General features: G+C 63.6%; 23 protein-coding genes. 9 read left to right on the top strand and 14 right to left on the bottom strand.

Going from position 1 to position 21,235, the window contains the following annotated elements; all coding sequences use genetic code 11:
- Positions 1-26: 26 nt before the first annotated feature.
- Positions 27-668, top strand: coding sequence for a LysE family translocator (locus tag FJ930_RS14100; protein ID WP_141838415.1), 642 nt, complete (start codon positions 27-29; stop codon positions 666-668).
- 73 nt (positions 669-741) lie between these two features.
- Here FJ930_RS14100 and FJ930_RS14095 read toward each other — a convergent pair whose 3' ends face one another.
- From FJ930_RS14095 to rlmN, 3 genes are read right to left on the bottom strand one after another with little or no spacing between them, the layout of a single operon-like run.
- Positions 742-1,203 (bottom strand): hypothetical protein, encoded by a 462-nt coding sequence (locus FJ930_RS14095; protein ID WP_141838413.1) that lies wholly within the window; start codon positions 1,201-1,203, stop codon positions 742-744.
- Complete coding sequence (locus tag FJ930_RS14090) at positions 1,200-1,649, bottom strand: hypothetical protein (protein ID WP_141838411.1); 450 nt, start codon at positions 1,647-1,649, stop codon at positions 1,200-1,202. The genes FJ930_RS14095 and FJ930_RS14090 overlap by 4 nt, the downstream gene beginning before the upstream one ends.
- The gene (gene rlmN / locus FJ930_RS14085) at positions 1,646-2,881 is read right to left on the bottom strand and encodes a 23S rRNA (adenine(2503)-C(2))-methyltransferase RlmN (RefSeq protein WP_141838409.1); all 1,236 of its coding nucleotides are present in this window, start codon (positions 2,879-2,881) and stop codon (positions 1,646-1,648) included. The genes FJ930_RS14090 and rlmN overlap by 4 nt, the downstream gene beginning before the upstream one ends.
- Positions 2,882-3,136: 255 nt before the next feature.
- Between rlmN and FJ930_RS14080 the strand changes: the two genes are divergently transcribed.
- Positions 3,137-3,436, top strand: a complete 300-nt coding sequence (locus tag FJ930_RS14080; protein ID WP_141838407.1) for a hypothetical protein — start codon at positions 3,137-3,139, stop codon at positions 3,434-3,436.
- 153 nt (positions 3,437-3,589) lie between these two features.
- On the opposite strand, the gene FJ930_RS14075 is transcribed toward FJ930_RS14080, so the two are convergent.
- From FJ930_RS14075 to FJ930_RS14065, 3 genes are all read right to left on the bottom strand, one after another.
- On the bottom strand, positions 3,590-4,447 hold the full coding sequence (locus FJ930_RS14075) for a sigma-70 family RNA polymerase sigma factor (protein ID WP_141838406.1): 858 nt from the start codon (positions 4,445-4,447) through the stop codon (positions 3,590-3,592).
- A gap of 183 nt (positions 4,448-4,630) precedes the next feature.
- Positions 4,631-4,945 carry an EthD family reductase gene (locus FJ930_RS14070; RefSeq protein ID WP_141838403.1) on the bottom strand — a complete coding sequence of 105 codons (315 nt, stop codon included), beginning with the start codon at positions 4,943-4,945 and terminating at the stop codon, positions 4,631-4,633.
- A gap of 54 nt (positions 4,946-4,999) precedes the next feature.
- On the bottom strand, positions 5,000-5,305 hold the full coding sequence (locus tag FJ930_RS14065; protein ID WP_141838401.1) for an antibiotic biosynthesis monooxygenase family protein: 306 nt from the start codon (positions 5,303-5,305) through the stop codon (positions 5,000-5,002).
- Between the two features lie 282 nt (positions 5,306-5,587).
- On the opposite strand from FJ930_RS14065, the gene FJ930_RS14060 reads away from it, so the two are divergent.
- Positions 5,588-6,940, top strand: coding sequence for a chloride channel protein (locus tag FJ930_RS14060; protein WP_141838399.1), 1,353 nt, complete (start codon positions 5,588-5,590; stop codon positions 6,938-6,940).
- 66 nt (positions 6,941-7,006) lie between these two features.
- On the opposite strand, the gene FJ930_RS14055 is transcribed toward FJ930_RS14060, so the two are convergent.
- Positions 7,007-7,510, bottom strand: coding sequence for an invasion associated locus B family protein (locus tag FJ930_RS14055; protein WP_141838397.1), 504 nt, complete (start codon positions 7,508-7,510; stop codon positions 7,007-7,009).
- Positions 7,511-7,875: 365 nt separating this feature from the next.
- On the opposite strand from FJ930_RS14055, the gene FJ930_RS14050 reads away from it, so the two are divergent.
- A complete protein-coding gene (locus FJ930_RS14050; RefSeq protein WP_141838395.1) occupies positions 7,876-8,490 on the top strand; it encodes an isoprenylcysteine carboxylmethyltransferase family protein in 615 nt (204 codons plus the stop codon).
- A gap of 45 nt (positions 8,491-8,535) precedes the next feature.
- On the opposite strand, the gene FJ930_RS14045 is transcribed toward FJ930_RS14050, so the two are convergent.
- Entirely contained in the window at positions 8,536-8,898 is a 363-nt protein-coding gene (locus FJ930_RS14045) for a YkvA family protein (RefSeq protein WP_141838393.1), read from the bottom strand.
- A 136-nt stretch (positions 8,899-9,034) separates the two neighbouring features.
- A complete protein-coding gene (locus FJ930_RS14040) occupies positions 9,035-9,331 on the bottom strand; it encodes a 4a-hydroxytetrahydrobiopterin dehydratase (RefSeq protein ID WP_141838391.1) in 297 nt (98 codons plus the stop codon).
- 160 nt (positions 9,332-9,491) lie between these two features.
- Between FJ930_RS14040 and FJ930_RS14035 the strand changes: the two genes are divergently transcribed.
- Entirely contained in the window at positions 9,492-10,010 is a 519-nt protein-coding gene (locus tag FJ930_RS14035) for a low molecular weight protein-tyrosine-phosphatase (RefSeq protein WP_141838389.1), read from the top strand.
- Here FJ930_RS14035 and thpR read toward each other — a convergent pair.
- Together thpR and FJ930_RS14025 are read right to left on the bottom strand one after the other, a co-directional pair.
- Entirely contained in the window at positions 9,914-10,510 is a 597-nt protein-coding gene (gene thpR / locus FJ930_RS14030) for an RNA 2',3'-cyclic phosphodiesterase (protein WP_141838387.1), read from the bottom strand. The two genes, FJ930_RS14035 and thpR, sit on opposite strands and share 97 nt — an antisense overlap.
- Positions 10,511-10,638: 128 nt before the next feature.
- A complete protein-coding gene (locus tag FJ930_RS14025; protein ID WP_141838386.1) occupies positions 10,639-11,283 on the bottom strand; it encodes an arylesterase in 645 nt (214 codons plus the stop codon).
- An 88-nt stretch (positions 11,284-11,371) separates the two neighbouring features.
- On the opposite strand from FJ930_RS14025, the gene FJ930_RS14020 reads away from it, so the two are divergent.
- The 4 genes from FJ930_RS14020 (at position 11,372) to FJ930_RS14005 (ending at position 16,321) form a co-directional block, all read left to right on the top strand.
- Entirely contained in the window at positions 11,372-12,067 is a 696-nt protein-coding gene (locus FJ930_RS14020; RefSeq protein WP_140740255.1) for an ABC transporter ATP-binding protein, read from the top strand.
- Complete coding sequence (locus FJ930_RS14015) at positions 12,067-14,616, top strand: ABC transporter permease (RefSeq protein WP_141838384.1); 2,550 nt, start codon at positions 12,067-12,069, stop codon at positions 14,614-14,616. Before FJ930_RS14020 ends, FJ930_RS14015 begins: the two co-directional genes overlap by 1 nt.
- Before the next feature lie 243 nt (positions 14,617-14,859).
- Entirely contained in the window at positions 14,860-15,633 is a 774-nt protein-coding gene (locus FJ930_RS14010; RefSeq protein WP_140695999.1) for a Bax inhibitor-1/YccA family protein, read from the top strand.
- Positions 15,634-15,751: 118 nt separating this feature from the next.
- A complete protein-coding gene (locus FJ930_RS14005; protein WP_141838381.1) occupies positions 15,752-16,321 on the top strand; it encodes a GNAT family N-acetyltransferase in 570 nt (189 codons plus the stop codon).
- 66 nt (positions 16,322-16,387) lie between these two features.
- On the opposite strand, the gene FJ930_RS14000 is transcribed toward FJ930_RS14005, so the two are convergent.
- From FJ930_RS14000 to acnA, 3 genes are all read right to left on the bottom strand, one after another.
- Complete coding sequence (locus FJ930_RS14000; RefSeq protein ID WP_141838380.1) at positions 16,388-16,774, bottom strand: DUF2794 domain-containing protein; 387 nt, start codon at positions 16,772-16,774, stop codon at positions 16,388-16,390.
- 545 nt (positions 16,775-17,319) lie between these two features.
- On the bottom strand, positions 17,320-18,105 hold the full coding sequence (locus tag FJ930_RS13995; protein WP_141838378.1) for a thioredoxin family protein: 786 nt from the start codon (positions 18,103-18,105) through the stop codon (positions 17,320-17,322).
- Between the two features lie 415 nt (positions 18,106-18,520).
- Entirely contained in the window at positions 18,521-21,211 is a 2,691-nt protein-coding gene (acnA, locus tag FJ930_RS13990) for an aconitate hydratase AcnA (protein ID WP_141838376.1), read from the bottom strand.
- Positions 21,212-21,235: the final 24 nt, after the last annotated feature.

The raw sequence follows: 21,235 nt of genomic DNA, 5'->3' as shown, positions 1-21,235 counted from the left end.
TTCCCGGGACTGTTCTGGGGCCATGCATGTCCTTCATTCCCGACACCACCACGCTGATCCAGTTCGCCATCGCCACCGTGATCCTGGCGATCACGCCCGGGCCGGACATGACCTTGTTCGTGTCGCGTACGCTGAGCCAGGGGCGCGCCACCGGCTTCGCCTCGATGGGGGGCGCGCTGTGCGGCACGCTGATCCACACCACACTGGTGGTGGTCGGCGTCTCGGCGCTGATCGTCGCCTCGCCGATGGCATTCTTCGCGCTGAAGATCTTCGGCGCCGGCTATCTCGTCTTTCTCGCCTGGCAGGCGATCGCCAAGGGCTCGGCCTTTTCGCCGGAGAAGAAGACAGGGCCGCAAATCTCGCTGCTGCGCAGTTGGGCGGCGGGGCTCGGCGTCAATCTGCTCAACCCTAAGATCATCCTGTTCTTCATGACCTTCCTGCCGCAGTTCGTCTCCGCGCATGACCCGAACGCGCCGGGAAAGCTGTTTTTCCTCGGCGCCATGTTCATCGTGCTGTCGATTCCGGTAACGGCGCCGATGGTGCTGGCGGCGGAAAAGTTCTCGGCGGCGATGAAGGCCAGCCCGCGCGTCACACGGGTGGTCGACTATCTTTTCGCTGGCGTCTTCTCGGCCTTCGCTCTCAAGATCCTGACCGCCCAGGCGAAGTAGAGGCCTCCCGTTTGGCCAGGATCTCAAGCGAAAACCGGTTTTCGCTTTTCGCTGGCGCGATCCTTCGGCGGGATCATGGCCTGGCTTCGTCCCCCAGCCACCAGCTTCCGGCCCAGCGCCCGGCGCTGAGCCAATAGAAGATGCCGCCGACCATGCCGCCGCCGATCACCGCCATGATCGGGTTGGTGCCGGTGACCGCGAAGGTGGTGTCGCCGGCCTGATCGACAAGGCCGAGGAAGACGGCCGCGACCACCGCGCCCGACAGTGCATAGAACAGCCAGTCGCGCCGGCCGAGGATTTCGGCAACCAGGATGACGATCGCCGCCGGCATGAAGGCAAAATAGGCGACGAACAGGGCGACGAAGGGAATTGAGAAATACAGCGAAGCCGTCGCTGTCGGGTGCGTGTGGTCCGGCGTATAGCCGTGCGACGCCAGGAACAGGATGTTGAGGAACGCGCTCGCCGCCAGCGAGGCGACGGCGTAGCCGAACAGGATGATGGCAAAGCGGACGATGTAGGCGACGAGACGGTTCATCGCGGACTCCGCGGCATGAGGTGACCGGACTTGCGTCCAGCCACAAGCCAATAGACCGAACCGGCGGCGGTGCCGGCCGTGGCCAGGAATCCGAGAAAGCCCGGATTGAAGACAAATCCACCGGCCGAGCCCGGGATAAAAACGCCAAACGCGATGGACGTGATCGCACCCGTGACCGCGAAGTAGAACCATCCTCGCAGGCAGAGCCGCTCGGCGAGGAAGATCGCGGGCCCAACGATCAGCAGCGCGCAGACCGCCACGGTCAACACGGCAAGCGGGAAGGAACCCAGCCAGTCGAACGCGAAGACCATGGACCAGTTGTCATCCTCGATCCCTGCCAGAAGCGCGATCAGCAGCACGGGCACCAGAATCGAGGTCAGCACGGCGGCGACATAACCGACCGCTATCATGGCGATGCGCTTGAGCCCGGCGACGAGACGGCTCACGCCTCGCCGTGCCCCGCGATCATCATGGCTTCCAGCGCCAGCCGGTCGACCTTGCGCATGCGCTCGGATTCCGACTTCAGCTGGCCGCAGGCGGCCAGGATGTCGCGGCCGCGCGGCGTGCGGATCGGCGAGGCATAGCCGGCATTGTTGATGTAGTCGGCGAACTTCTCGATCGTTTCCCAGTCCGAGCACTGGTAGTTGGTGCCCGGCCACGGGTTGAACGGGATCAGGTTGATCTTGGCCGGGATGCCCTTGAGCAGCTTGACCAACGCCTTGGCATCCTCGAGCGAATCGTTGACGTCCTTCAACATCACATATTCGAAGGTGATGCGCTTGGCGTTCGACAGGCCGGGGTAGGCGCGGCAGGCGGCGATCAGTTCCTTGAGCGGATATTTCTTGTTGATCGGCACCAGGAGGTCGCGCAGATCGTCATTGGTGGCGTGCAGCGAGATCGCCAGCATGACGCCGATTTCCTCGCCGGTGCGGAAGATTTCCGGCACGACGCCGGAGGTCGACAGCGTGATGCGGCGCTTGGACAGCGACAGGCCGTCGCCGTCGGAGGCGATCAGCAGCGCCTTCTTCACCGCCTCGAAATTATAGAGCGGCTCGCCCATGCCCATCATGACGACGTTGGATACCTTGCGGCCCTCGGCCGGCACGATGGCGCCATCGGGCGTGTCGCGGTCGGGAAAATCACCGAGCCGGTCGCGCGCGGTGAGCAACTGGGCGAGGATTTCTTCCGCCGTCAGGTTGCGCACCAGCTTCTGCGTGCCGGTATGGCAGAATGAGCAGGTGAGCGTGCAGCCGACCTGCGAGGAGATGCAAAGCGTGCCGCGGCCTTCCTCGGGAATGTAGACGGTCTCGATCTCGACCGGCCGGCCGGCGCCGCGCGGCGGGAAGCGGAACAGCCACTTTCGCGTGCCGTCGGAAGAAATCTGTTCCTCGACGATCTCTGGCCGGGCGATGGTGAAGTGCCTGTCCAGTTCGGCGCGCAAATCCTTGGAGATGTTGAACATGCCGGCGAAGTCGGAAACGCCGCGCACATACATCCAGTGCCAGAGCTGCTGGGCGCGCATTCTTGCCTGGCGTTCCGGCACCGCACCGGACGCAACGAGAGCCTCCGCCAGCTCGGCGCGCGTCAGGCCGATCAGCGACGGCTTTTCGGAGGACATGGCGCGGGCGCGCAACGCGTCACGGGCACCGTCGGCGGTGAGGTTAAGCGAAAGGGTCATGGTTGCACTGATATAAGCGGTTTGCGGCCGATTTCATCCATCGTGCCGGACATCAAGCGCGGCGCATAGCACAGGTTGAGCGCGGAGTCATGCGCGGGCGAAGCGACCGGCTCGTCATGCGGAACCGCCAAGGTCTTCTACTCCGCCGTCGCCGCCAGCGCTCCGGTCACATGTTCGTGTTGAGGTAACAGCAAGTCCCGTGGCCGCGAAGGCTGAAAGGGGCAACTGTGCTCCGGAAAAATGGGAGTTCGTGGAATGCACTCGATCAAGCTTGTTTTTATTGGCAGCCTTGTCGGCCTGTCCGCCTCGCAGGCTTTTGCCGAAGACGCTATGGGCACGATGACGATGATGAAGGCCGGACAAGTGACGGCGATCATGCCGGACGGCCACATGGGCACCATGACGCCGGACGCAAAGATGAGCGGCGAAATGATGAAGATGGCGAAGCCTATCAAGCATTGCATGATGATGATGACCGACGCCAAAGGCAAAGCCTACATGGTCGATACGTCGACCAAGAAGGCACAGGCCGAATGTGAGAAGATGGCCATGTAGTCGTGCCACCGCCCCGCCGGCGAGAGCCGGCGGGGTCCGGCGCCAGCTTCTCGTGGCTTTGGCTCGAGCAAGCACGCTACGACCGCTCAGACGCCCGGCAGCGACCTCACCTCACAGGCTTGACCGGTGTCTGTGCCATGTGATCATGGCCTCTTAGCCGAGCTGAACCCAATCCGTGGCCTCCAGCACATAGGGAGCGAACAGGAAATCCCGGATCCCGATGATCCTGTTTTCCGACCAGTCGACCAGGACAAAATGCGCGGGCCTGTCCATCGGGCCGGTGCTGTCGAAGACGAGCATGGCCGGTTGTCCTTCGACCGCGCCAAGGGCGAACCGCCATTTCGTCACTTCCGCATAGCGCGTGAAATAGGGAACAATCCTGTCGCGCCCTTCCAGGTGCAGCCGGCTCACAAGTTCGAGCTTCACATCGTCGGCGAGCATGGCGCGGATGGCATCGAAATCGCCACCGCGAAACAGATCGACGAAGGCGGCGATCTTGCGCCGGTCCCTATCCGACATCAGCGGCAACCTGGTATCCTCGGGCACCTGGGAAAGTTGGCGCAGCGCGACGCGGCCGCGCTGAAGCGCCGATTTGGCGGCTGCTGCAGAGCACCCGGCAATGCTTGCGATCTCCTCGACCGAATGCCCCAGCACATCCTTTAGGATCACCGCGCAGCGCTGAAGTTCAGGCAGCCGCAGGAAGGTCTGAAAGCTGATCGCGACGATATCCGCCTCGGGCATGGGCGCGGCCTCGACGTCTTCGGTAAGCGGAACGATGGTGTTGCGGGACCTGCCGCGCAGGAAATCCAGGCTCGCATTGTGGGCGATGCGAAACAGCCAGCCCTCGAGATTATCCACCTCGGCGCCTTGGGCTCGCGCGTGCAGGGCCTTGACGAGCGCATCCTGAAGGACATCCTCGCTAGCGATCGCCGACCCCGTCATGCGCGCGCAGTAGCGATGAAGGCGTGGCCGCAGAGCTTTCAGCCGATCCTCGAATTCTTCCGTATTCATCGATCGAGACCCACGGTACTTTCGCGCTTTGTTCCGCTACCGACTGGACGCCGATGTCGATGAGAATTTTCGACATGGCCGCCGGTTGTGACAGGAATGGCGAGTGGCTGCTTTCCAATTTGGGCAATTGTCTTGCCGCCGATGGCGCCGTCAACCGTCGCGATGTAGCGGACAGGAGACGGGTCAAACTTCCCTGGTGTCGAAAACGAACATTTGAACGCCTGATTCATCAGGCGCATAAAGCCGCCGATCCGCCCCGGCCGCTTGCCCCTCCGGGCTTGCGAAGCCTTTTTTCATCGCGTCAAGATCGTCAAAATACACCGTCGCGATCAGGTGAACATCGGGGGGTCCGGCTATCACCGTGACAGGTCCGCTGCTGATCTCATATTTCCTGAGGCCTGGAATTTTCTTGGCAAGAGGTATGTGCGTTCCGAAATAATGCTTTTCGAACGCATCGACGTGAGCCGGCTTCCTGTAGACGACGACCATCTTGGCCATTGCGGTTCTCCTTTCGCTGATTTCGTGATGGTTGCTTGCTCGCACGTCCGGTCGTCACCGGGTCTCGCTCAACATCGTCGATCCCACGATCGAGTCCAGGCTCGCCAGCTCGATGATCTTCGGAAAATAGGCTTTCATGCGCGGGTCGCCGCGCATCGCCTCTATGGCCGCGGGTGTCTCCCATTCGGAGTAGATGACGACGCCGGCACCGTCCGCCGCCGCGATCCGCCGGGTCGCCTTCCAGCCGGGGAGAGTGCGGATCACCGTGTCGATGTTCTGTTTCAGGAGCGCGATCAGCGCATCCTGCTTGCCGGGTTTGACCTTCAGCAGATTGACCAGAATAACGGATTTGTCGGACATGGCATGTCTCCTTCTGTTTCGGACGCAGCAAGGACGATCCGCGGGATGGAAACGGATCGCGACAAAAGATTTTTTGATGGATCGTCCCGAAGCGGGCGCTTGCCGCAGTTGCAGTGCCGGTCGCAATGACCACGGTTGGATCAGCGCTTGTGCGGTCCGTCACCGACGACGCTTCGCGAGGCCCTTGCTCACGGGGAGAGAAGGAAGAATCGCTCCCTATGCAGGGCTGGCCGCGCACGTCGTGGCTGTGTTAGGTCGGAACCACCCTTCCCGAGGACAGACATGGCCGGCACATCGCGAAAATATCCCATGCTGCGGCGGTCGCGGGCGATGTTAGGGTCGCGGCGCGTGTGGCAGCCGCGCCTGGTGTTCTGGGCCGGCGCGGTGTCGATCGGCGTCATCAGCGTGCTGTTCGCGGTGCTGGCCGACAGGGCGCAGGAACTTTTCCATGTCATGACCGGCACCGATGGTGGCTGGCGTTTCTACCTGCCGCTCGTGGTCACCCCACTGGGCTTCGTGCTGAGCGCGTGGCTCGCCTACGCTTTCTTCCCCGGCTCGCAAGGCAGCGGCATTCCGCAAGCGATCGCCGCGCGCCATTTGCGCGACGAGGAGGATCGAGGGCATCTCCTGTCTCTTCGACTGGCAGCGGGCAAGATCGCACTCACCATCGTCGGCCTGTTCTGTGGCGCTTCGATCGGCCGCGAGGGCCCGACCGTACAGGTCGGCGCCTCGCTGATGCTGCAGGCGGCGCGTTGGGGCGGCATGGCGCAGGCGCGAGGCCTGATCCTGGCCGGCTCGGCCGCCGGCATCGCCGCCGCCTTCAACACGCCGCTGGCCGGCATCGTCTTCGCCATCGAGGAGATGGGCCGAACTTATGAATCGCGCACCAACGGGCTGGTGCTGACGGCGGTGATCCTGGCCGGCATCGCCTCGCTCGGCCTGCTTGGCAACTACACCTATTTCGGTGTGTCAAAGGACACGATCTCGTTCGCCGCCGACTGGCCGCTGGTGCTTGGCTGCGGCGTCATTGGCGGCGGTTTTGGCGCGCTGTTTTCCTTGCTGGCCCTGAAGACGACGCGGCGGATCCGGCGCTGGCACACGCAGCAGCCCTTGCGGCGCGCGCTGCTGGTGGCCGCCGCCTGCGGACTTGCCGTGGCGGCAATCGGCATTGCGTCGGGCGGGCTCACCTTCGGCACCGGCTACGCTCAGGCGCGCGGCGCTGTCGAGGGCACGTCGCTGCCATGGCTCTTCTTTGCCGAAAAGTTCCTGGCCGGGCTGCTGTCGATGGTTTCGGGCATTCCCGGCGGCATCTTCGCGCCTTCGCTGGCGGTCGGCGCCGGCATTGGCAGTTCGCTTGGCCTGTTGTTCGGCGCCAGCACGGGCGCGGCGGCGCTGCTCGGCATGGCAGGCTATTTCGCCGGCGTCGTGCAGGCGCCGATGACGGCCTTCGTCATCATCCTGGAGATGACCGGCAATCACGACAATGTCATCGCGCTGATGCTGGCCTCGATGCTGGGTTACGGCACGGCGCGCATGATCTCGCACGAGCCGCTCTATCACGCGCTGTCGCGGGTGTTCATTGCCGAGGCGATCCGGCGGCGGCGGGCGGAAGCCGCGCCAGCTTCCGAAGGCTGAGAGACATACACAGAAGCAAAAGGCCGAGCTTGCGGCCCGGCCTTCGGTTTCAAATGCGGCTTGTGCTTACTTGCACTTGGCGATCGACGACAGCGCCGCCGAAATACCCTTCAGCGAGAAGACATAGGAGGTGGGGTTGCCGCGGCCGGACTTCGCCGTCACCTTCATGTCGGTGCCGGTCTTCATGGCGGCGATCAGCACCGGTTCCTCGGCCGCGTTCTCGACCCAGGCCGACTTGCCGCGCGTGAACATCGAGAAGGACTTCTTGTCGATGGTGACGGTAGCCTTGGAGCCTTCCTGGAAATTGTAGCCGGCAATGAACTGCGGTTCGTAGGACACCTGCTGGCCTGGCCGCTGACTGACGAAGAAGAACATGTCGCCGTGGTCGAGCGTCGGCGGCTGCTTATCGGTCGGCACGGTGAGCACGTAGCAGACCTTGCCGCCCGATGCCTGGTAGCTGTAGGTGCCCCAGGCATTGTGCTGGCCGATCTTGGTCGCTTGCTGCGCCAGTGCCGGCGCTGCGAAGGCCACCACGACCAGGCTCGAAACTATAGCTATCAATCCGCGCATCGTCTTTCCCGTATTCCAAATGGTGCGGAGGCGGGCCGCCTTGCGTCCTGCCGTCGCTTCATTTTGATTTAATCTGGGTTACCAAACGGTGAATTTCCTTTGAGAAAAGGACCCACACCCCCAGGAAACCGCCGCCATCTCCGCGCCGCCGCCTTGTCAGCGGCCGGCACGGCGTCCCTTTGGCGACTTGGAGGCCACGAAAGCGGCAAGAGTTTGACTTTTCAAGCCAGGTCCGCAGCCACCCTGACTTCCGGGACACGTGACGAATATCCCTCCAGCCGCTAAGATGCCCGCTTTCGTTTCCGAGGCGCTCCGAGGCGCTCGGCCTGGGCGCCCTCATTGGTGGCGTATGGGAGATTTCAGTCATGGCCATATCCGGGACGGTCCTGATCCTGGTGGGTGGCACTGTTGTCCTGTTGGTCGTGTTCGGCATTCGTGTTGCCATTCGGGCGGTGGCCGGTGGCGCCGCGGCGGCGCCGCGATCGGGTGATCGGGAGGCTGCAGGCGGATCGGGCGCGCCCGACGTGGCGGGGGTCATCGCGCTGCCACCTTTGATCTTTCTCGGCTTCCTGGCGGCGGCAGCGGTCCTCGAGGCGGTCATTCCCCTGCCGGTCCTGGCCGTGCCGGTGTCCACCCGCTATCTGGGCGGGGCCGTGCTCGCGGCGTGCGGCTTCGTCATCATCTTCATGGCGGCGGGGCGCTTTCGCGCCGCTGGCACCAATATTCCGCCGACACTGCCGACGACGGCGCTGGTCGTCGACGGTATCTACCGGCGGACCAGGAATCCATTTTATCTGGGAGCGACCCTCGTCTATTTGGGCCTGGGCGTCGCGGCGGGAAGTTTTTGGGTCATCGGGCTGGTCGTCCCGCTGCTGTGGGTGATCAATACCGGCGTCATCGCGCGGGAAGAGCGCTATCTAGAGCGGAAATTCGGCGATGCGTATCGTGCCTACAAGGCGCGGGTGCGGCGGTGGGTTTGACCGGCCGCGGAGCAGAGCCTCGTCCACGCCTTACACCGCGCCGGCTCAGCTCCTATCGGCGATGGCATCCTTGGCGGCCTGGCGATGCGCCGGCGTGATATGGGCGCTGACGGCGGTGATCGCGGCGGTCAGCACCGCGATGTCGTCGGTGAAGCCGAGCCCGAAGATGAAGTCCGGGATCAGGTCCACCGGCAGGACGAAATAGCCGAGCGCCGCCACCAATATGCCCTTGGCGCGCAGCGGCGTGTTCTTGTCCATGGCGCAGTAATAGGCCGCGACAACGTCCTCCATGAACGGGATCTGCCGCGCGGCCTTCTTGGCCGTGCGCCAGAACTTCTCGCGCACTTCGCCTTCGCCGCCGAGCTTGCCGCCAAAGCCGAAGAAATCAAAACCGGATTCTTGCGCCATCAACATCTCCTTGCGGGCCGATGCGCTTCCTGGCGCATGTCCGCGCGGGAAGATGTGGTGAAAGCCCAACCCCCCTGCAAGATGCCGGCGCCAATTTGGCTGTCTCGCCGGGATTGCGGACAGGAAGCGAAGCTGTTCAGCCGCCGGCGAAGCGGTTCATCTTCTTCGCCAGCTCGACGTCCAGCGCGGTCACGCCGCCGGCATCATGGGTGTTCAAGGTCACGTCGACCGTCTTGTAGACATTCGACCAGTCCGGATGATGGTCCATCTTCTCGGCGGCCAGCGCGACGCGGGTCATGAAGGCGAAGGCTTCGGAGAAATTGCCGAAGACGAAGCTGCGCTTGATCGAGGCGCCGTCAGAGGCCAGCGCCCAGCCGGCGAGCCCGGCCAGGGCTTCGGTGATGGCATCCTTGGACAGTTTTTCTCTCGTCATGTTCGGTTCCCATGCTATTTGCAAAGATGACCCCCACCATACTGCATGTCGCCCAAAAGTGCGTTGCGGTTTTGGGAAAACGACATGCGCAAAGCAGGCATGTCGCCCAAAAGTGCGTTGCGGTCTTGGGAAAACGACCGGATAGAACAGCCTGGGATCGATGAGCGCAAAGCCCATAAAATCCATTCTCTTCGTCTGCCTCGGCAATATCTGCCGCTCACCGTTGGCCGAGGGCGTCTTTCAGGCCGTATGGACGGAGCGCGGACTGGCGCGGGACATGCTGCTCGATTCGGCGGCGACCAGCGGCTGGGAGGTCGGCTCGGCGCCCGATCCGCGCGCGATGGCGATCGCGGCGCATCACGGCAGAGACATTTCCGGGCAGCGCGCGCGCAAGATCACGCCGCAGGATTTTCACCGCTTCGACCTGATCCTCGGCATGGACCGTTCGAATGTCGCCGACCTCAGGGCACTGGCGCCCGCCGCCATGCGCGACCGGGTGCACCTGTTCCTCGAGTTTGCACAAGGCGACGCGCGCGACGTGCCGGATCCTTACTATGAAGGGCAGGAGGCCTTTGCCGAGGTCTACCGCATGATCCGCGAGGCATCGGAGGCATTGGCGATGCGGCTGACGGCGCGGGCATCGCCGCCCGACAACGGCCAGGCCTCCTCGACGATATAGGGGCCGCCCCCGACCGAATCGCGCGACGACATCAGGACGAAGCGGCTGATGCGGAACGGCATGGTCGAGAAATTGCCGCGCGCCGAGAGATACTGGGCGACATCCAGCGGGCTTGAATTGCGCAGGCGCGCCAACGTCACATGCGGCATGAACTTGCGCGGGTCGGCGGGAATGCCGAGCCGCTGGCAGATGCGCTCGATCTCGCCCTGGAGCGCGTTGAGGTCCGGCGAGGGGACGGCGCCGGCCCACACGGCATGCGGCTTCTTCTGGCCGAAAGCACCGACGCCGGACAAGGTCAGCGAGAAGGAGGGGCGATGGACCCGGTCGAGCGCATTGGCGATCTCGTCGGCGACATGGCCCTCGACATCGCCGATGAAGCGCAGCGTCAAATGGTAGTTTTCGACATCGATCCAGCGGGCCCCGGGCAGGCCGCCCCGCAGCAGGGACAGCGAAAGGGCAGCGTCACGCGGAATTTCGAGGGCGGTGAAAAGACGCGGCATGAAGAGCCTCCCTTCCTCGAATCGAACTGTCACCCATAGCGAATCATCGATAGTCAAACGGAGCAAGAGGTATATTGGTCACAGGCTTTGCTAAATATTTCCCTTAGGGAAGGAAGTTTTCTCCGGTTTCACGAGCCTCCCGGCGCCGCCGTGATGAGCTTCTCGACCGTCGGCAGGATGCGCTCGACCATCAGGTCGACCCCCTTTGCGTTCGGATGCAGGCCGTCCTCGAGCTGCAAAGCGGGCTGGCCGGCGACACCGTCGAGGAAGAACGGGTAGAGAGCGACGTCGTATTTCTTGGCCAGATCCGGAAAGACGGCGTCGAAGGCGCTTTGGTAATCCGCGCCGAGATTGGGCGCGGCGCGCATGCCGGCGAGCAGCACGGCAATCTTGCGCTGTTTCAGCTTGCCCAGCATCTCGTCCAGGTTCTTCCTTGTGATGTCGGGCGAGATGCCGCGCAGCATGTCGTTGGCGCCGAGTTCGAGGATGACCAGTTGCGTGCCGTCTGGCACCGACCAGTCGAGCCGCGCCAAGCCGCCGCTCGACGTATCGCCCGAGACACCGGCATCGCTGACGGAGACGTCATGGCCCTTGGCGCGCAGCGCTGCCTGCAGCTTGTCGGTAAATCCATCGCCGGGCCCGAGGCCGAAACCCGCCATCAGGCTGTCACCGAAGCCGACGATCTTGAATGGCCCGGCCCGCGCCGACGAAATGGCGCCGCAAATGGCAAGGAAAAGGATCAGGCCTGCGGCAAATCGGCGTTTGAAAGACATGCGTCAGGCCCCATATGACCAAGAGATTCTTTCGGGCGGCGGCTTCCGGTAAGCAACGCCTTCATCCTCCATATAGGACGCTTTCATTTTGACAGAAGCGGTCATCGCGCTGAAAGACGTATCGCTGACGCTCGGCGAAGGCGCTTCGTCGGTCCATGTACTGAAAGGCGTCAGCCTCGAGGTGGCGCATGGCGAGGCAACCGGCATCGTTGGCCCTTCGGGCTCCGGCAAGTCGACTCTCCTGATGGTGCTGGCAGGACTGGAAAGGGTCGATTCGGGCACGGTACGAATCGCTGGCGAGCTGCTCAACGGCAGGAGCGAGGATCAGGTCGCTTCGTTTCGTGGCCGAAACATTGGCATCGTGTTCCAGTCCTTTCATCTCATCCCCAACATGACGGCGCTGGAAAATGTCGCGGTGCCCTTGGAGCTGGCCGGCCATGCCGATCCGTTTTCGGTGGCGGAACGGGAACTGGCGGCGGTGGGCCTGAGCGACCGCGTCACCCATTACCCCGGCGAATTGTCGGGCGGCGAACAGCAGCGCGTGGCGATCGCCCGGGCGCTGGCGCCTTCCCCACGCATTCTCATCGCCGACGAGCCGACCGGCAATCTCGACCAGGCGACGGGGCGGCAGGTCGCCGACCTTCTGTTCGCCAAGGCGGCCGAACGTGGCATGACGCTGGTGCTGGTCACCCATGATCCGGCGCTGGCGGCGCGCTGCTCGCGCCAGGTTTCGATGCGCTCCGGCCGGATCGAGGCGTCGGAGCCGTTGAAGGTCACCGCCTGATGCCGTTGGCGCGGATGTTGAAGCTTGCCGTCCGCTTCTCGCTGCGCGAGATGCGCGGCGGCCTGTCCGGCTTCCTGATCTTCCTCGCCTGCATCGCACTCGGCGTCGCGGCGATCGGCGGCGTCAATTCGGTGGCCCGCTCGATCACCGCCGGCGTTGCCAATCAGGGCCAGACGCTGCTTGGTGGGGATCTCCGTTTCCAGATCAACCAGCGCGACGCCAGCCCGGCGGAGCGCGGTTTCCTCGACGGGCTGGGCGCTGTTTCGCGCACCGCAAGCATGCGCTCGATGGCGCGGCTGGCCGACGGAACCGACCAAGCGCTGGTCGAGGCCAAGGCGGTCGACGATGCCTATCCGCTCTATGGCGCGCTGGAAACTGAACCGAAGCTGACGAAGCAGGAACTTTTCGGCGAGGAATTCGGCGTCTTTGGCGCGGCCGCACCCGATCTGCTGTTCGAACGGCTGCATCTCAAGCCTGGTGACCGGCTGAAGCTTGGCACCGCCACCTTCGAACTGCGCGCCAGGCTGGTGACCGAGCCGGACGCCGTGTCCGACGGTTTCGGCTTCGCGCCAAGGCTGATGATCTCGACCGAAGGCCTGGCGGCCACCGGGCTGGTCCAGCCGGGCAGCCTGGTCGAAAATGCCTACAAGATCCGGCTGCCCGCCGATGCCGACGAGGCGCGGCTCAAGGCCATCCAGGACCAGGCCGCCAAGGATTTCCCCGAGGCCGGCTGGTCGATCCGCACGCGTAGCAATGCGGCACCCGCGCTGTCGTCCAACATCGAGCGCTTCTCGCAATTCCTGACGCTGGTCGGGCTGACGGCTCTGGTGGTCGGCGGCGTCGGCGTCGCCAATGCGGTGCGCGCCTATCTCGACGGCAAGCGCGGCGTCATCGCGACCTTCAAGAGCCTGGGCGCTTCCGGCGGCTTCGTCTTTGCCGTCTATCTCGTGCAGATTCTCATAATCGCCCTGCTCGGCATTGTCCTTGGCCTGGTGCTCGGAGCGCTGATGCCGTTCGTGGCAAGTGCCGCGCTGCAGTCCGTCATTCCGGTGCCGGCGCAAGGCGGCTTCTACCCCGGCGCGCTCGCCATGGCGGCGCTGTTCGGGCTGCTGGTGACGCTGGCCTTCGCGCTTTTGCCGCTCGGGCGCGCCCGCGACGTGCCGGCAACCGCGCTGTTCCGGGAGATGGGCCTGGAAGGCCGCGGCTTTCCGCGCCCGATCTATGTCGCGTCGGCGATCGGCATCGCGCTGCTGCTGGCGGCGCTCGCCATCCTGTTCTCCGGCGACCAGCGCATCGCCTCGATCTTCGTCGGCGCCACTATCTTCGCCTTCCTGGTGCTGCGCCTGGTCGGCGGGCTGGTGCAATGGGTGGCAAGGAAGAGCCCGCGCGTGCGCTTCGTGGCGCTCAGGCTCGCCGTCGGCAATATCCACCGGCCAGGCGCCTTGACGCCGTCGGTGGTGCTGTCGCTGGGGCTTGGGCTGACGCTGCTGGTGACGCTGGCGCTGATCGACGGCAATCTGCGGCGGCAGATCTCCGGCAGCCTGCCGGAGCGGGCGCCGAACTTTTTCTTCGTCGATATCCAGGGCAGCGATGTCGACGCGTTCTCCACGCTGATCGGCAAGGAGGCGCCACAGGGGACGCTGGTCAAGGTGCCGATGCTGCGCGGGCGGGTGATGGCGCTCAACGGCGTCGATGTCGACAAGGTCAAGGTCCCGGCCGAAGGCGCGTGGGTGCTCAAAGGCGATCGCGGCCTGACCTATGACGCCAGGCAACCGGTAAACGCGACGCTGACCGAGGGCAATTGGTGGCCGGACGAGTATACCGGCGAGCCGCTGGTCTCGTTTTCGGCGCGGGAGGGCAAGGAGATCGGGCTGAAGCTCGGCGATACCGTCACCGTCAATGTGCTCGGCCGCAACGTCACAGCCAGGATCGCCAATTTCCGCCAGGTCGAATGGGAGACGATGGGCATAAATTTCGTCATGGTGTTCTCGCCCAACACCTTCGCCGGCGCGCCGCATGGCTGGATGGCGACGCTGACCGAAAAGAGCGCCACCACGGCCGACGATGCCCGCATCCTCAATGCCGTCACCCGCGCTTTCCCGGCGGTGATCACGGTGCGCGTCAAGGACGCGCTCGATGTCGTCAACCGGCTGGTCGGCCAGCTCGGCACCGCGATCCGGGCGGCGGCCGGCGTGGCGCTGATCGCTTCGGTGCTGGTGCTGGCCGGCGCGCTCGCCGCCGGCAACCGGGCGCGTATCCACGATGCGGTGGTGCTGAAGACGCTGGGCGCCACCAGGAGAACGCTGATCACGGCATTCTCCCTGGAGTACATGCTGATCGGATTGGCCACGGCGATGTTCGCGCTGGCGGCCGGCGGGATCGCGGCCTGGTACATCGTCGCCCACATCATGACATTGCCATCGCATTTCATGCCCGAGGTGGCGGTGGCGACCATCCTGTTTTCGCTTGTCATCACCGTCGGCATCGGCCTCGCCGGCACCTGGCGGGTGCTCGGCCACAAGGCGGCACCCGTGCTGCGCAATCTCTGATTCGCCGGTCGGCGCGCCCTGTCTCGGGTTAAATCTTGGTAAGAATGCCGCCTGAAGGCACTGATGGAGCTGGATTTCGTGCTTTCACGAACCGTTACACGCCGTTACGGTCTTGTTCTCGACGCGAATAACCATCATATTTCGCCACAGGCATGCTGGAGCCCCGCCAGCGGCGCCTGGGTTCGGCGGATGTATATCCGGCAGGACCCGCACCGGACGGGGCAGAAGCAATAGAGGACTACAATGGCTGATCCCATTCGCAATTATCAGACGCGCGCCGTGCCCGGCGCCGCCGTCGATATCGACCAGGGCCTGCGCGCCTACATGATCAAGGTCTACAATTTGATGGGGCTTGGCCTCCTCATCACCGGCCTTGCCGCCGTCGGCACGATCATGCTGGCGACCACGACCGATCCGGCCTCGGCTGTCGCCACGCTGCCGAGCGGCGAGATGCTGACCTCGTTCGGCTACGCGATCTTCGGTTCGCCGCTGCGCTGGGTGGTGATACTGGCGCCGCTCGCCGCCGTGTTCTTCCTGTCGTTCCGCGTCCAGTCGATGAGTGTTTCGGCGGCGCAGACCACATTCTGGGTCTATGCCGGCCTGGTAGGCCTGTCGCTATCTTCGATCTTCCTGGTCTACACCACGGCAAGCATCTCGCAGACCTTCTTCGCCACCGCCGCCGCCTTCGGCGCGCTGTCGTTGTACGGCTACACGACCAAGCGCGACCTGACGGCGATGGGCTCGTTCCTGATCATGGGCGTGTTCGGCATCATCATCGCGTCGGTGATCAATATCTTCCTGCAGTCGTCGGCGCTGTCCTTCGCCGTCTCGGCGATCGGCGTCCTGGTCTTCGCCGGCCTCACCGCCTATGACACGCAGAACATCAAGGAGATGTATTTCGAGGGTGACGCTTCCGACGTCGCCGGCCGTAAGGCGATCATGGGCGCGTTGAGGCTCTACCTCGACTTCATCAACCTGTTCATGTTCCTGCTGCAGTTCATGGGCGACCGCCGCTAAGGCTTCGTCCGCGGTCCCACTGGACCATCGACTTCCGGAAGCGCGGCCCAACGGCCGCCCTTTCCTTTTGTGCCGGTCTTTGCTGTTATTGAAGGCAGATGAAAGGCTTGCATAAAAAATGAGCATTACCATGATTCGGCCGGCGACCGCGGCCGACCTCGACGCCGTCACCGAAATCTATGCCGACGCAGTAACCAACGGCACGGCGAGTTACGAGTTGGAGCCGCCCGGCCGCGCCGAGATGGGTGCGCGATTCGAAACGCTCGCGGCAGGCGGCTTCCCCTATCTGGTGGCGGAAAAGGCTGGCATCGTGCTCGGCTATGCCTATGCCGGTCCCTTCCGGCCGCGCCCGGCCTATCGTTTCATCGTCGAGGATTCGGTCTATATCGCGCCCGACGCCAAGGGCCAGGGGGTCGGTCTCAAGCTGATGCAAAGCCTGATCGCGACGGTCGAGGCGGTCGGCTTCCGCCAGATCGTCGCGGTGATCGGCGACGGCCATGCCGACAGCGCCTCGGTCAGGCTGCACGAAAAGCTCGGCTTCCGCCATTCAGGCCGCCTCGAAGGCTCCGGGTACAAGCACGGGCGTTGGCTGGACACGGTGTTCATGCAGTTGCCACTGAATGGTGGAGCGTCACTGCCGCCTGATCCGGCTTCCCTACCGGAGCGTAGATTTCAGCAGCAGAAATAAGGCATTGATTTCTTTACGCAATTCCGGACGGAAAACCGCTGCGCACTTTTCCTGGAATTGCTCTAGCTAGGCCTGCACCAGCTTCAGCTTGCCATCGAAGACGCCGAGCACGCGGCCAAGCTCCTGCCCGCGCTTGAGGATGCGCCCTCCCGCCGCGATGACGGCGAAGGCACCCTGCTTGCGGGCCAGCTTCGGATCCTTGACGATCTGGAACAGCGGCACTTCGCTGGCGCGGCGGAAGACGGAAAACACGGCTCGGTCGGTGAGATGATCAATGGCGTAGTCGCGCCATTCATTGGCGGCGACCATGCGCCCGTAGAGCCTGAGGATCTGATCCAGTTCCCGCCGGTCGAAGCGCACCGGCTGGTCGAGGCGGTCACGTCGCGCCTCGTGCAGCGGGATCAATATTGCGGATGCGTCACCATCCCCCGACCCGCCGCTGTCATCAGTCATGCCTCGATCCTTCAAAATGAATCTTTGCCAACCAAAGTTGGCCCCTTCGCGTTACAATTGCAAGAGCCGGCGAGGAGAGCGGCGATGCGCCTTTTTCGGACACGTCCAGTCACTTTTGTAATGCGTTCTGTTGGAATTGGTGATGCTTCGCCACATTTCTGCCTTTTTTTATCCGCGCTCATGCCCCAATGTCCGACGAATTTACCGGCGTTGCCTGAGACGGTTCGGTCCGGCACCGGCTCGTAAACCCCAAGCCCCCCGCCCACGGGTCTGCGTCGGATCGAACCAACCTCGGTTTTTCTTGGAGAAATCGGGTGCGACGATCCCAAAATACCTGAATAACCGGCGTCAGAAGCAAGCTGACGTCGGTTTTTTCATGCCCGTGGTTTGGCGTGCCGGTTCCGGTCTCTCCCGAACAGCTCAGACTCCTGTTGCAATCGGCAAAGCAATTCCAGGAAGTGTGAAACGGTTTGCGCCCGGAATTGCGTTGAAGACGGCGACAGGTTCAGCGTCTTCGTGAACCGATGAACCGTTCGCTAAGGCCGTCAGGGCCTGTGAATGAAAGCGGCACCCAGGATAGGCCCCGGCATGCCGTCCTTGCCGACGGACTGCAGCAGCACGGCGCAACCGCCCCTCTTGGAAATCTCGCTCAGCGGCAATTCATAGCGTTGCGCCTTGCCGTGCCACATGCCGGCCGTCTGGATGTCGGTGACCGCGTTCCAATAGGTCATCTTGCGGCCGGTGTTCTCGCCCTGGGCGATCTTGATCGTCTGCGGCGGCTCGAAATAGACGATGACGATATGGGCATCGCTGGGGCCGGCGCCGGCGTCGCCGGCGTCGATGATCACACGGTCGCCGCTCCGACTGACCTTGACAGGGACCCGAATGCCTTCGCCACCCCTGGCCATGCGGGCGAGCGCGCCATTGACCTCGCCGCGGTTGGCGCCGTTGACATGGATGCGGCCGTTGATGACCGCCTGCGGCGTATAAACGGACCGGCTGCCGAAGGCGCGCATATAGTCATTCTGCCGCTCGGTGTTTTCCTTGCGGCTCAGCGTGTCCTTCCAGCCGAGATAGTCCCAATAGTCGACGTGATAGGCGAGCGCGACAATGTCTTCCTTGTTGGCAAGTTCGGCGAAGAAGGCGTCGGCTGGCGGACAGGAACTGCAGCCCTGGCTGGTGAAAAGTTCGACCACGCCGAGAGGCCTGTCGGGTTGGGATTTTTCGGCCTGGACCCTCTCGGGTTCGCCGGCATGGCCGGCACCGGCAAACGCCGAGAAGGCCAGCGCAAAGGCTGCCAGCCACAGTGATCTTCGCCAGGCCATGACCATTCCAATTCCCGCCGGTGGTGCCGGCTTTGTTCTGATTTGCGGAAATATGTGGCAGAAGCGCAAGTCAACGGGAAGTCACGTTGCGGTGAAATTTTTTGCATCGCAGCCGCAGATAAGGCCGCAATAGGAGCGGCACTGCATTTCACGACGCGGTTCGATTCGGGGGTGGCATCACCACCACGTGCCAAACTCTCTTGCCCGCGTCGATCTCTATTGCGGGCGAATCAGGCCGGAACTTGGGCCGAGCCCGCTAATGCTTTGAGCAGTCTGGCTTTTATTGCAGGGCAGTAGGGCAGTAGGGCAGTAGGGCAGTAGGGCAGTAGGGCAGTAGGGCAGTAGGGCAGTAGGGCAGTAGGTACTGTCTTCCCTACTCCCTTACTGCCCTATTCCCTTACTGCCCTATTCCCTTGCTGCCTCAGGCAGCGAGATCGCGCAGCACGTATTGCAGGATGCCGCCGTTCTTGAAGTAGTCGAGCTCATCCAGCGTATCGATGCGGCAGATGATCGGCACGTTCTTCACCGTGCCATCGCCATAGGTGACCTTGGCGTTCATCGTCTGGCGCGGCTTGATCGCATTCAGGCCGTCGATCTCGACGAGCTCGTCGCCCTTCAGGTTGAGCGAGGCCCAGGAGGTGCCGTCCTCGAAGACGAAGGGGATGACGCCCATGCCGACAAGGTTCGAGCGGTGGATGCGCTCGAAGGACTGGGCGATGACCGCGCGGACACCAAGGAGATTCGTTCCCTTGGCCGCCCAGTCACGCGACGAGCCGTTGCCGTATTCGACCCCGGCGAAGATGACCAGCGGCACGCCTTCCTTCTTGTACTCCATCGCCGCGTCGTAGATCGATTCCTCTTCCTTCGACGGGTAGTGGATCGTGTAGCCGCCCTCGCGGCCGTTCTCGCCCAGCATGTGGTTGCGGATGCGGATGTTGGCGAAGGTGCCGCGCATCATCACCTCATGGTTGCCGCGCCGCGTGCCGTACTGGTTGAAGTCGGCAACGCCGACGCCGTGGTCGGTGAGGTACTTGCCGGCTGGCGAAGCGGCCTTGATCGACCCCGCCGGCGAGATGTGGTCGGTGGTGATCTTGTCGCCGAACAGGCCGAGGATGCGCGCCCCCTTGATGTCGCCGATCTTGCCGAAGCCTGCTGTCATGCCGGCGAAATAGGGCGGGTTCTGCACATAGGTCGAATTGTCGTCCCAGGCATAGGTCTGGCCTTCCGGCGCCTTGACGTTCTGCCAGTATTCGTCGCCCTTGAAGACATCGGCATATTTGCGGGCGAACAGCTCGCGGGTGACGTTCTTCTCGATGAACTCCTGGATCTCGGCCGAGCTTGGCCAGATGTCCTTGAGGTAGACCGGATTGCCATTGCTGTCCTCGCCAAGCGGCTCTGACGTCAGGTCCTTGGTGACGGTTCCAGCCAAGGCGTGGGCAACGACCAGCGGCGGCGAGGCGAGGTAGTTCGCCTGCACGTCGGGCGAGACGCGGCCTTCGAAGTTGCGGTTGCCGGACAGGACCGCGGCGGCAATCAAACCTTTATCGTTGATGGTCTTGGAGATCGGCGCCGGCAGCGGGCCGGAATTGCCGATGCAGGTGGTGCAGCCGAAGCCGACCAGGTTGAAGCCGATCTGATCGAGTTCCTTCTGCAGGCCGGATTTCTCCAGATATTCCGCCACCACCTGGCTGCCGGGCGCCAGCGAGGTCTTCACCCACGGCTTCTGCTTGAGGCCAAGGCGATTGGCGTTGCGGGCGAGCAGGCCGGCGCCGATCAGCACGCTCGGGTTCGAGGTGTTGGTGCACGACGTGATGGCGGCGATGACGACGTCGCCATGGCCGAGATCATGATCGGTGCCTTCGACGGCGTAGCGCTTGGAAATTTCCGCCGCCTTCCTGTATTCGGTGTCCATCGCCTTGGCGAAGCCGGCCGGAATGCCTTCGAGCGCGACACGGCCTTCGGGGCGCTTGGGGCCGGCCATCGATGGCACGACATCGCCGAGATCAAGCTCGAGCAGGTCGGTGAAGACGGGGTCGGCGGAACCTGCCTCGCGCCACATGCCTTGCGCCTTGGAATAGGCCTCGACCAGCGCGATGCGGCTTTCCTCGCGGCCGGACATTGTGAGGTAGCGGATGGTCTCGCTGTCGACCGGGAAGAAGCCGCAGGTGGCGCCGTATTCCGGCGCCATGTTGCCGATGGTGGCGCGGTCGGCCAGCGTCATGTTGGACAGGCCGGGGCCGAAGAACTCGACGAACTTGCCGACGACGCCCTTCTTGCGCAGCATCTGGGTGACGGTGAGCACGAGGTCGGTGGCGGTGACGCCCTCCTTCAGCTTGCCGGTGAGGCGGAAGCCGATCACTTCGGGCAGCAGCATGGAAACGGGCTGGCCGAGCATGGCCGCCTCGGCCTCGATGCCGCCGACACCCCAGCCGAGCACGCCAAGGCCGTTGATCATGGTAGTGTGCGAATCGGTGCCGACGCAGGTGTCGGGATAGGCTGTCGTTTCGCCGTCCTCGGTGTTGGTCCACACCACCTGGCCGAGATATTCGAGGTTGACCTGGTGGCAGATGCCGGTGCCGGGCGGCACGACGCGGAAGTTGCGGAACGCCTGCTGACCCCATTTCAGGAACTTGTAGCGTTCCTCGTTGCGTTCATATTCGAGTTCGACATTGCGGGCGAAGGCCATCGGCGTGCCGAACTCGTCGACGATGACGGAATGGTCGATGACGAGGTCGACCGGCACCAGCGGGTTGATCTTCTGCGGGTCACCACCGAGCGAGGCCATGGCGTCGCGCATGGCGGCGAGGTCGACCACCGCCGGAACGCCGGTGAAATCCTGCATCAGCACACGCGCCGGGCGATAGGCGATCTCGACGCCGGCGGTGCCCTTGTCGGTCAGCCAGCCGGCAACCGCCTGGATGCTGTCCTTGGTGACGGAGCGGCCGTCCTCGTTGCGCAGCAGGTTCTCCAGCAGCACCTTCATCGAATAGGGCAGCTGGGCGATGCCGGTGAGGCCGTTCTTCTCGGCCTCGACGAGATCGAAATAGGCATACTCCGCACCGCCCGCGGTCAGCGTGCGGCGGCAATTGAAACTATCCAGGGATTTTGACACGTGCGATCCGTCCTTGTCTGTTCA

This window comes from Mesorhizobium sp. B2-4-15 (assembly GCF_006658505.1).
Taxonomy (GTDB): Bacteria; Pseudomonadota; Alphaproteobacteria; order Rhizobiales; family Rhizobiaceae; genus Mesorhizobium.
This window is presented reverse-complemented; position numbering and strand designations above follow the sequence as displayed.

Bases quoted from the DNA above. Each gene is read 5' to 3' on its own strand.
- thpR (WP_141838387.1), bottom strand. From the start codon at position 10,510: ATGCCGCGTCTTTTCACCGCCCTCGAAATTCCGCGTGACGCTGCCCTT.
- FJ930_RS14045 (WP_141838393.1), bottom strand. From the start codon at position 8,898: ATGGCGCAAGAATCCGGTTTTGATTTCTTCGGCTTTGGCGGCAAGCTC.
- FJ930_RS14010 (WP_140695999.1), top strand. From the start codon at position 14,860: ATGGCTGATCCCATTCGCAATTATCAGACGCGCGCCGTGCCCGGCGCC.
- FJ930_RS14050 (WP_141838395.1), top strand. From the start codon at position 7,876: ATGGCCATATCCGGGACGGTCCTGATCCTGGTGGGTGGCACTGTTGTC.
- FJ930_RS14055 (WP_141838397.1), bottom strand. From the start codon at position 7,510: ATGCGCGGATTGATAGCTATAGTTTCGAGCCTGGTCGTGGTGGCCTTC.
- FJ930_RS14040 (WP_141838391.1), bottom strand. From the start codon at position 9,331: ATGACGAGAGAAAAACTGTCCAAGGATGCCATCACCGAAGCCCTGGCC.
- FJ930_RS14095 (WP_141838413.1), bottom strand. From the start codon at position 1,203: ATGAACCGTCTCGTCGCCTACATCGTCCGCTTTGCCATCATCCTGTTC.
- FJ930_RS14080 (WP_141838407.1), top strand. From the start codon at position 3,137: ATGCACTCGATCAAGCTTGTTTTTATTGGCAGCCTTGTCGGCCTGTCC.
- FJ930_RS14025 (WP_141838386.1), bottom strand. From the start codon at position 11,283: ATGTCTTTCAAACGCCGATTTGCCGCAGGCCTGATCCTTTTCCTTGCC.
- FJ930_RS14065 (WP_141838401.1), bottom strand. From the start codon at position 5,305: ATGTCCGACAAATCCGTTATTCTGGTCAATCTGCTGAAGGTCAAACCC.
- FJ930_RS14005 (WP_141838381.1), top strand. From the start codon at position 15,752: ATGAGCATTACCATGATTCGGCCGGCGACCGCGGCCGACCTCGACGCC.
- FJ930_RS14060 (WP_141838399.1), top strand. From the start codon at position 5,588: ATGGCCGGCACATCGCGAAAATATCCCATGCTGCGGCGGTCGCGGGCG.
- FJ930_RS14075 (WP_141838406.1), bottom strand. From the start codon at position 4,447: ATGAATACGGAAGAATTCGAGGATCGGCTGAAAGCTCTGCGGCCACGC.
- rlmN (WP_141838409.1), bottom strand. From the start codon at position 2,881: ATGACCCTTTCGCTTAACCTCACCGCCGACGGTGCCCGTGACGCGTTG.
- FJ930_RS14035 (WP_141838389.1), top strand. From the start codon at position 9,492: ATGAGCGCAAAGCCCATAAAATCCATTCTCTTCGTCTGCCTCGGCAAT.
- FJ930_RS13995 (WP_141838378.1), bottom strand. From the start codon at position 18,105: ATGGTCATGGCCTGGCGAAGATCACTGTGGCTGGCAGCCTTTGCGCTG.
- FJ930_RS14015 (WP_141838384.1), top strand. From the start codon at position 12,067: ATGCCGTTGGCGCGGATGTTGAAGCTTGCCGTCCGCTTCTCGCTGCGC.
- FJ930_RS14100 (WP_141838415.1), top strand. From the start codon at position 27: ATGTCCTTCATTCCCGACACCACCACGCTGATCCAGTTCGCCATCGCC.
- FJ930_RS14000 (WP_141838380.1), bottom strand. From the start codon at position 16,774: ATGACTGATGACAGCGGCGGGTCGGGGGATGGTGACGCATCCGCAATA.
- FJ930_RS14070 (WP_141838403.1), bottom strand. From the start codon at position 4,945: ATGGCCAAGATGGTCGTCGTCTACAGGAAGCCGGCTCACGTCGATGCG.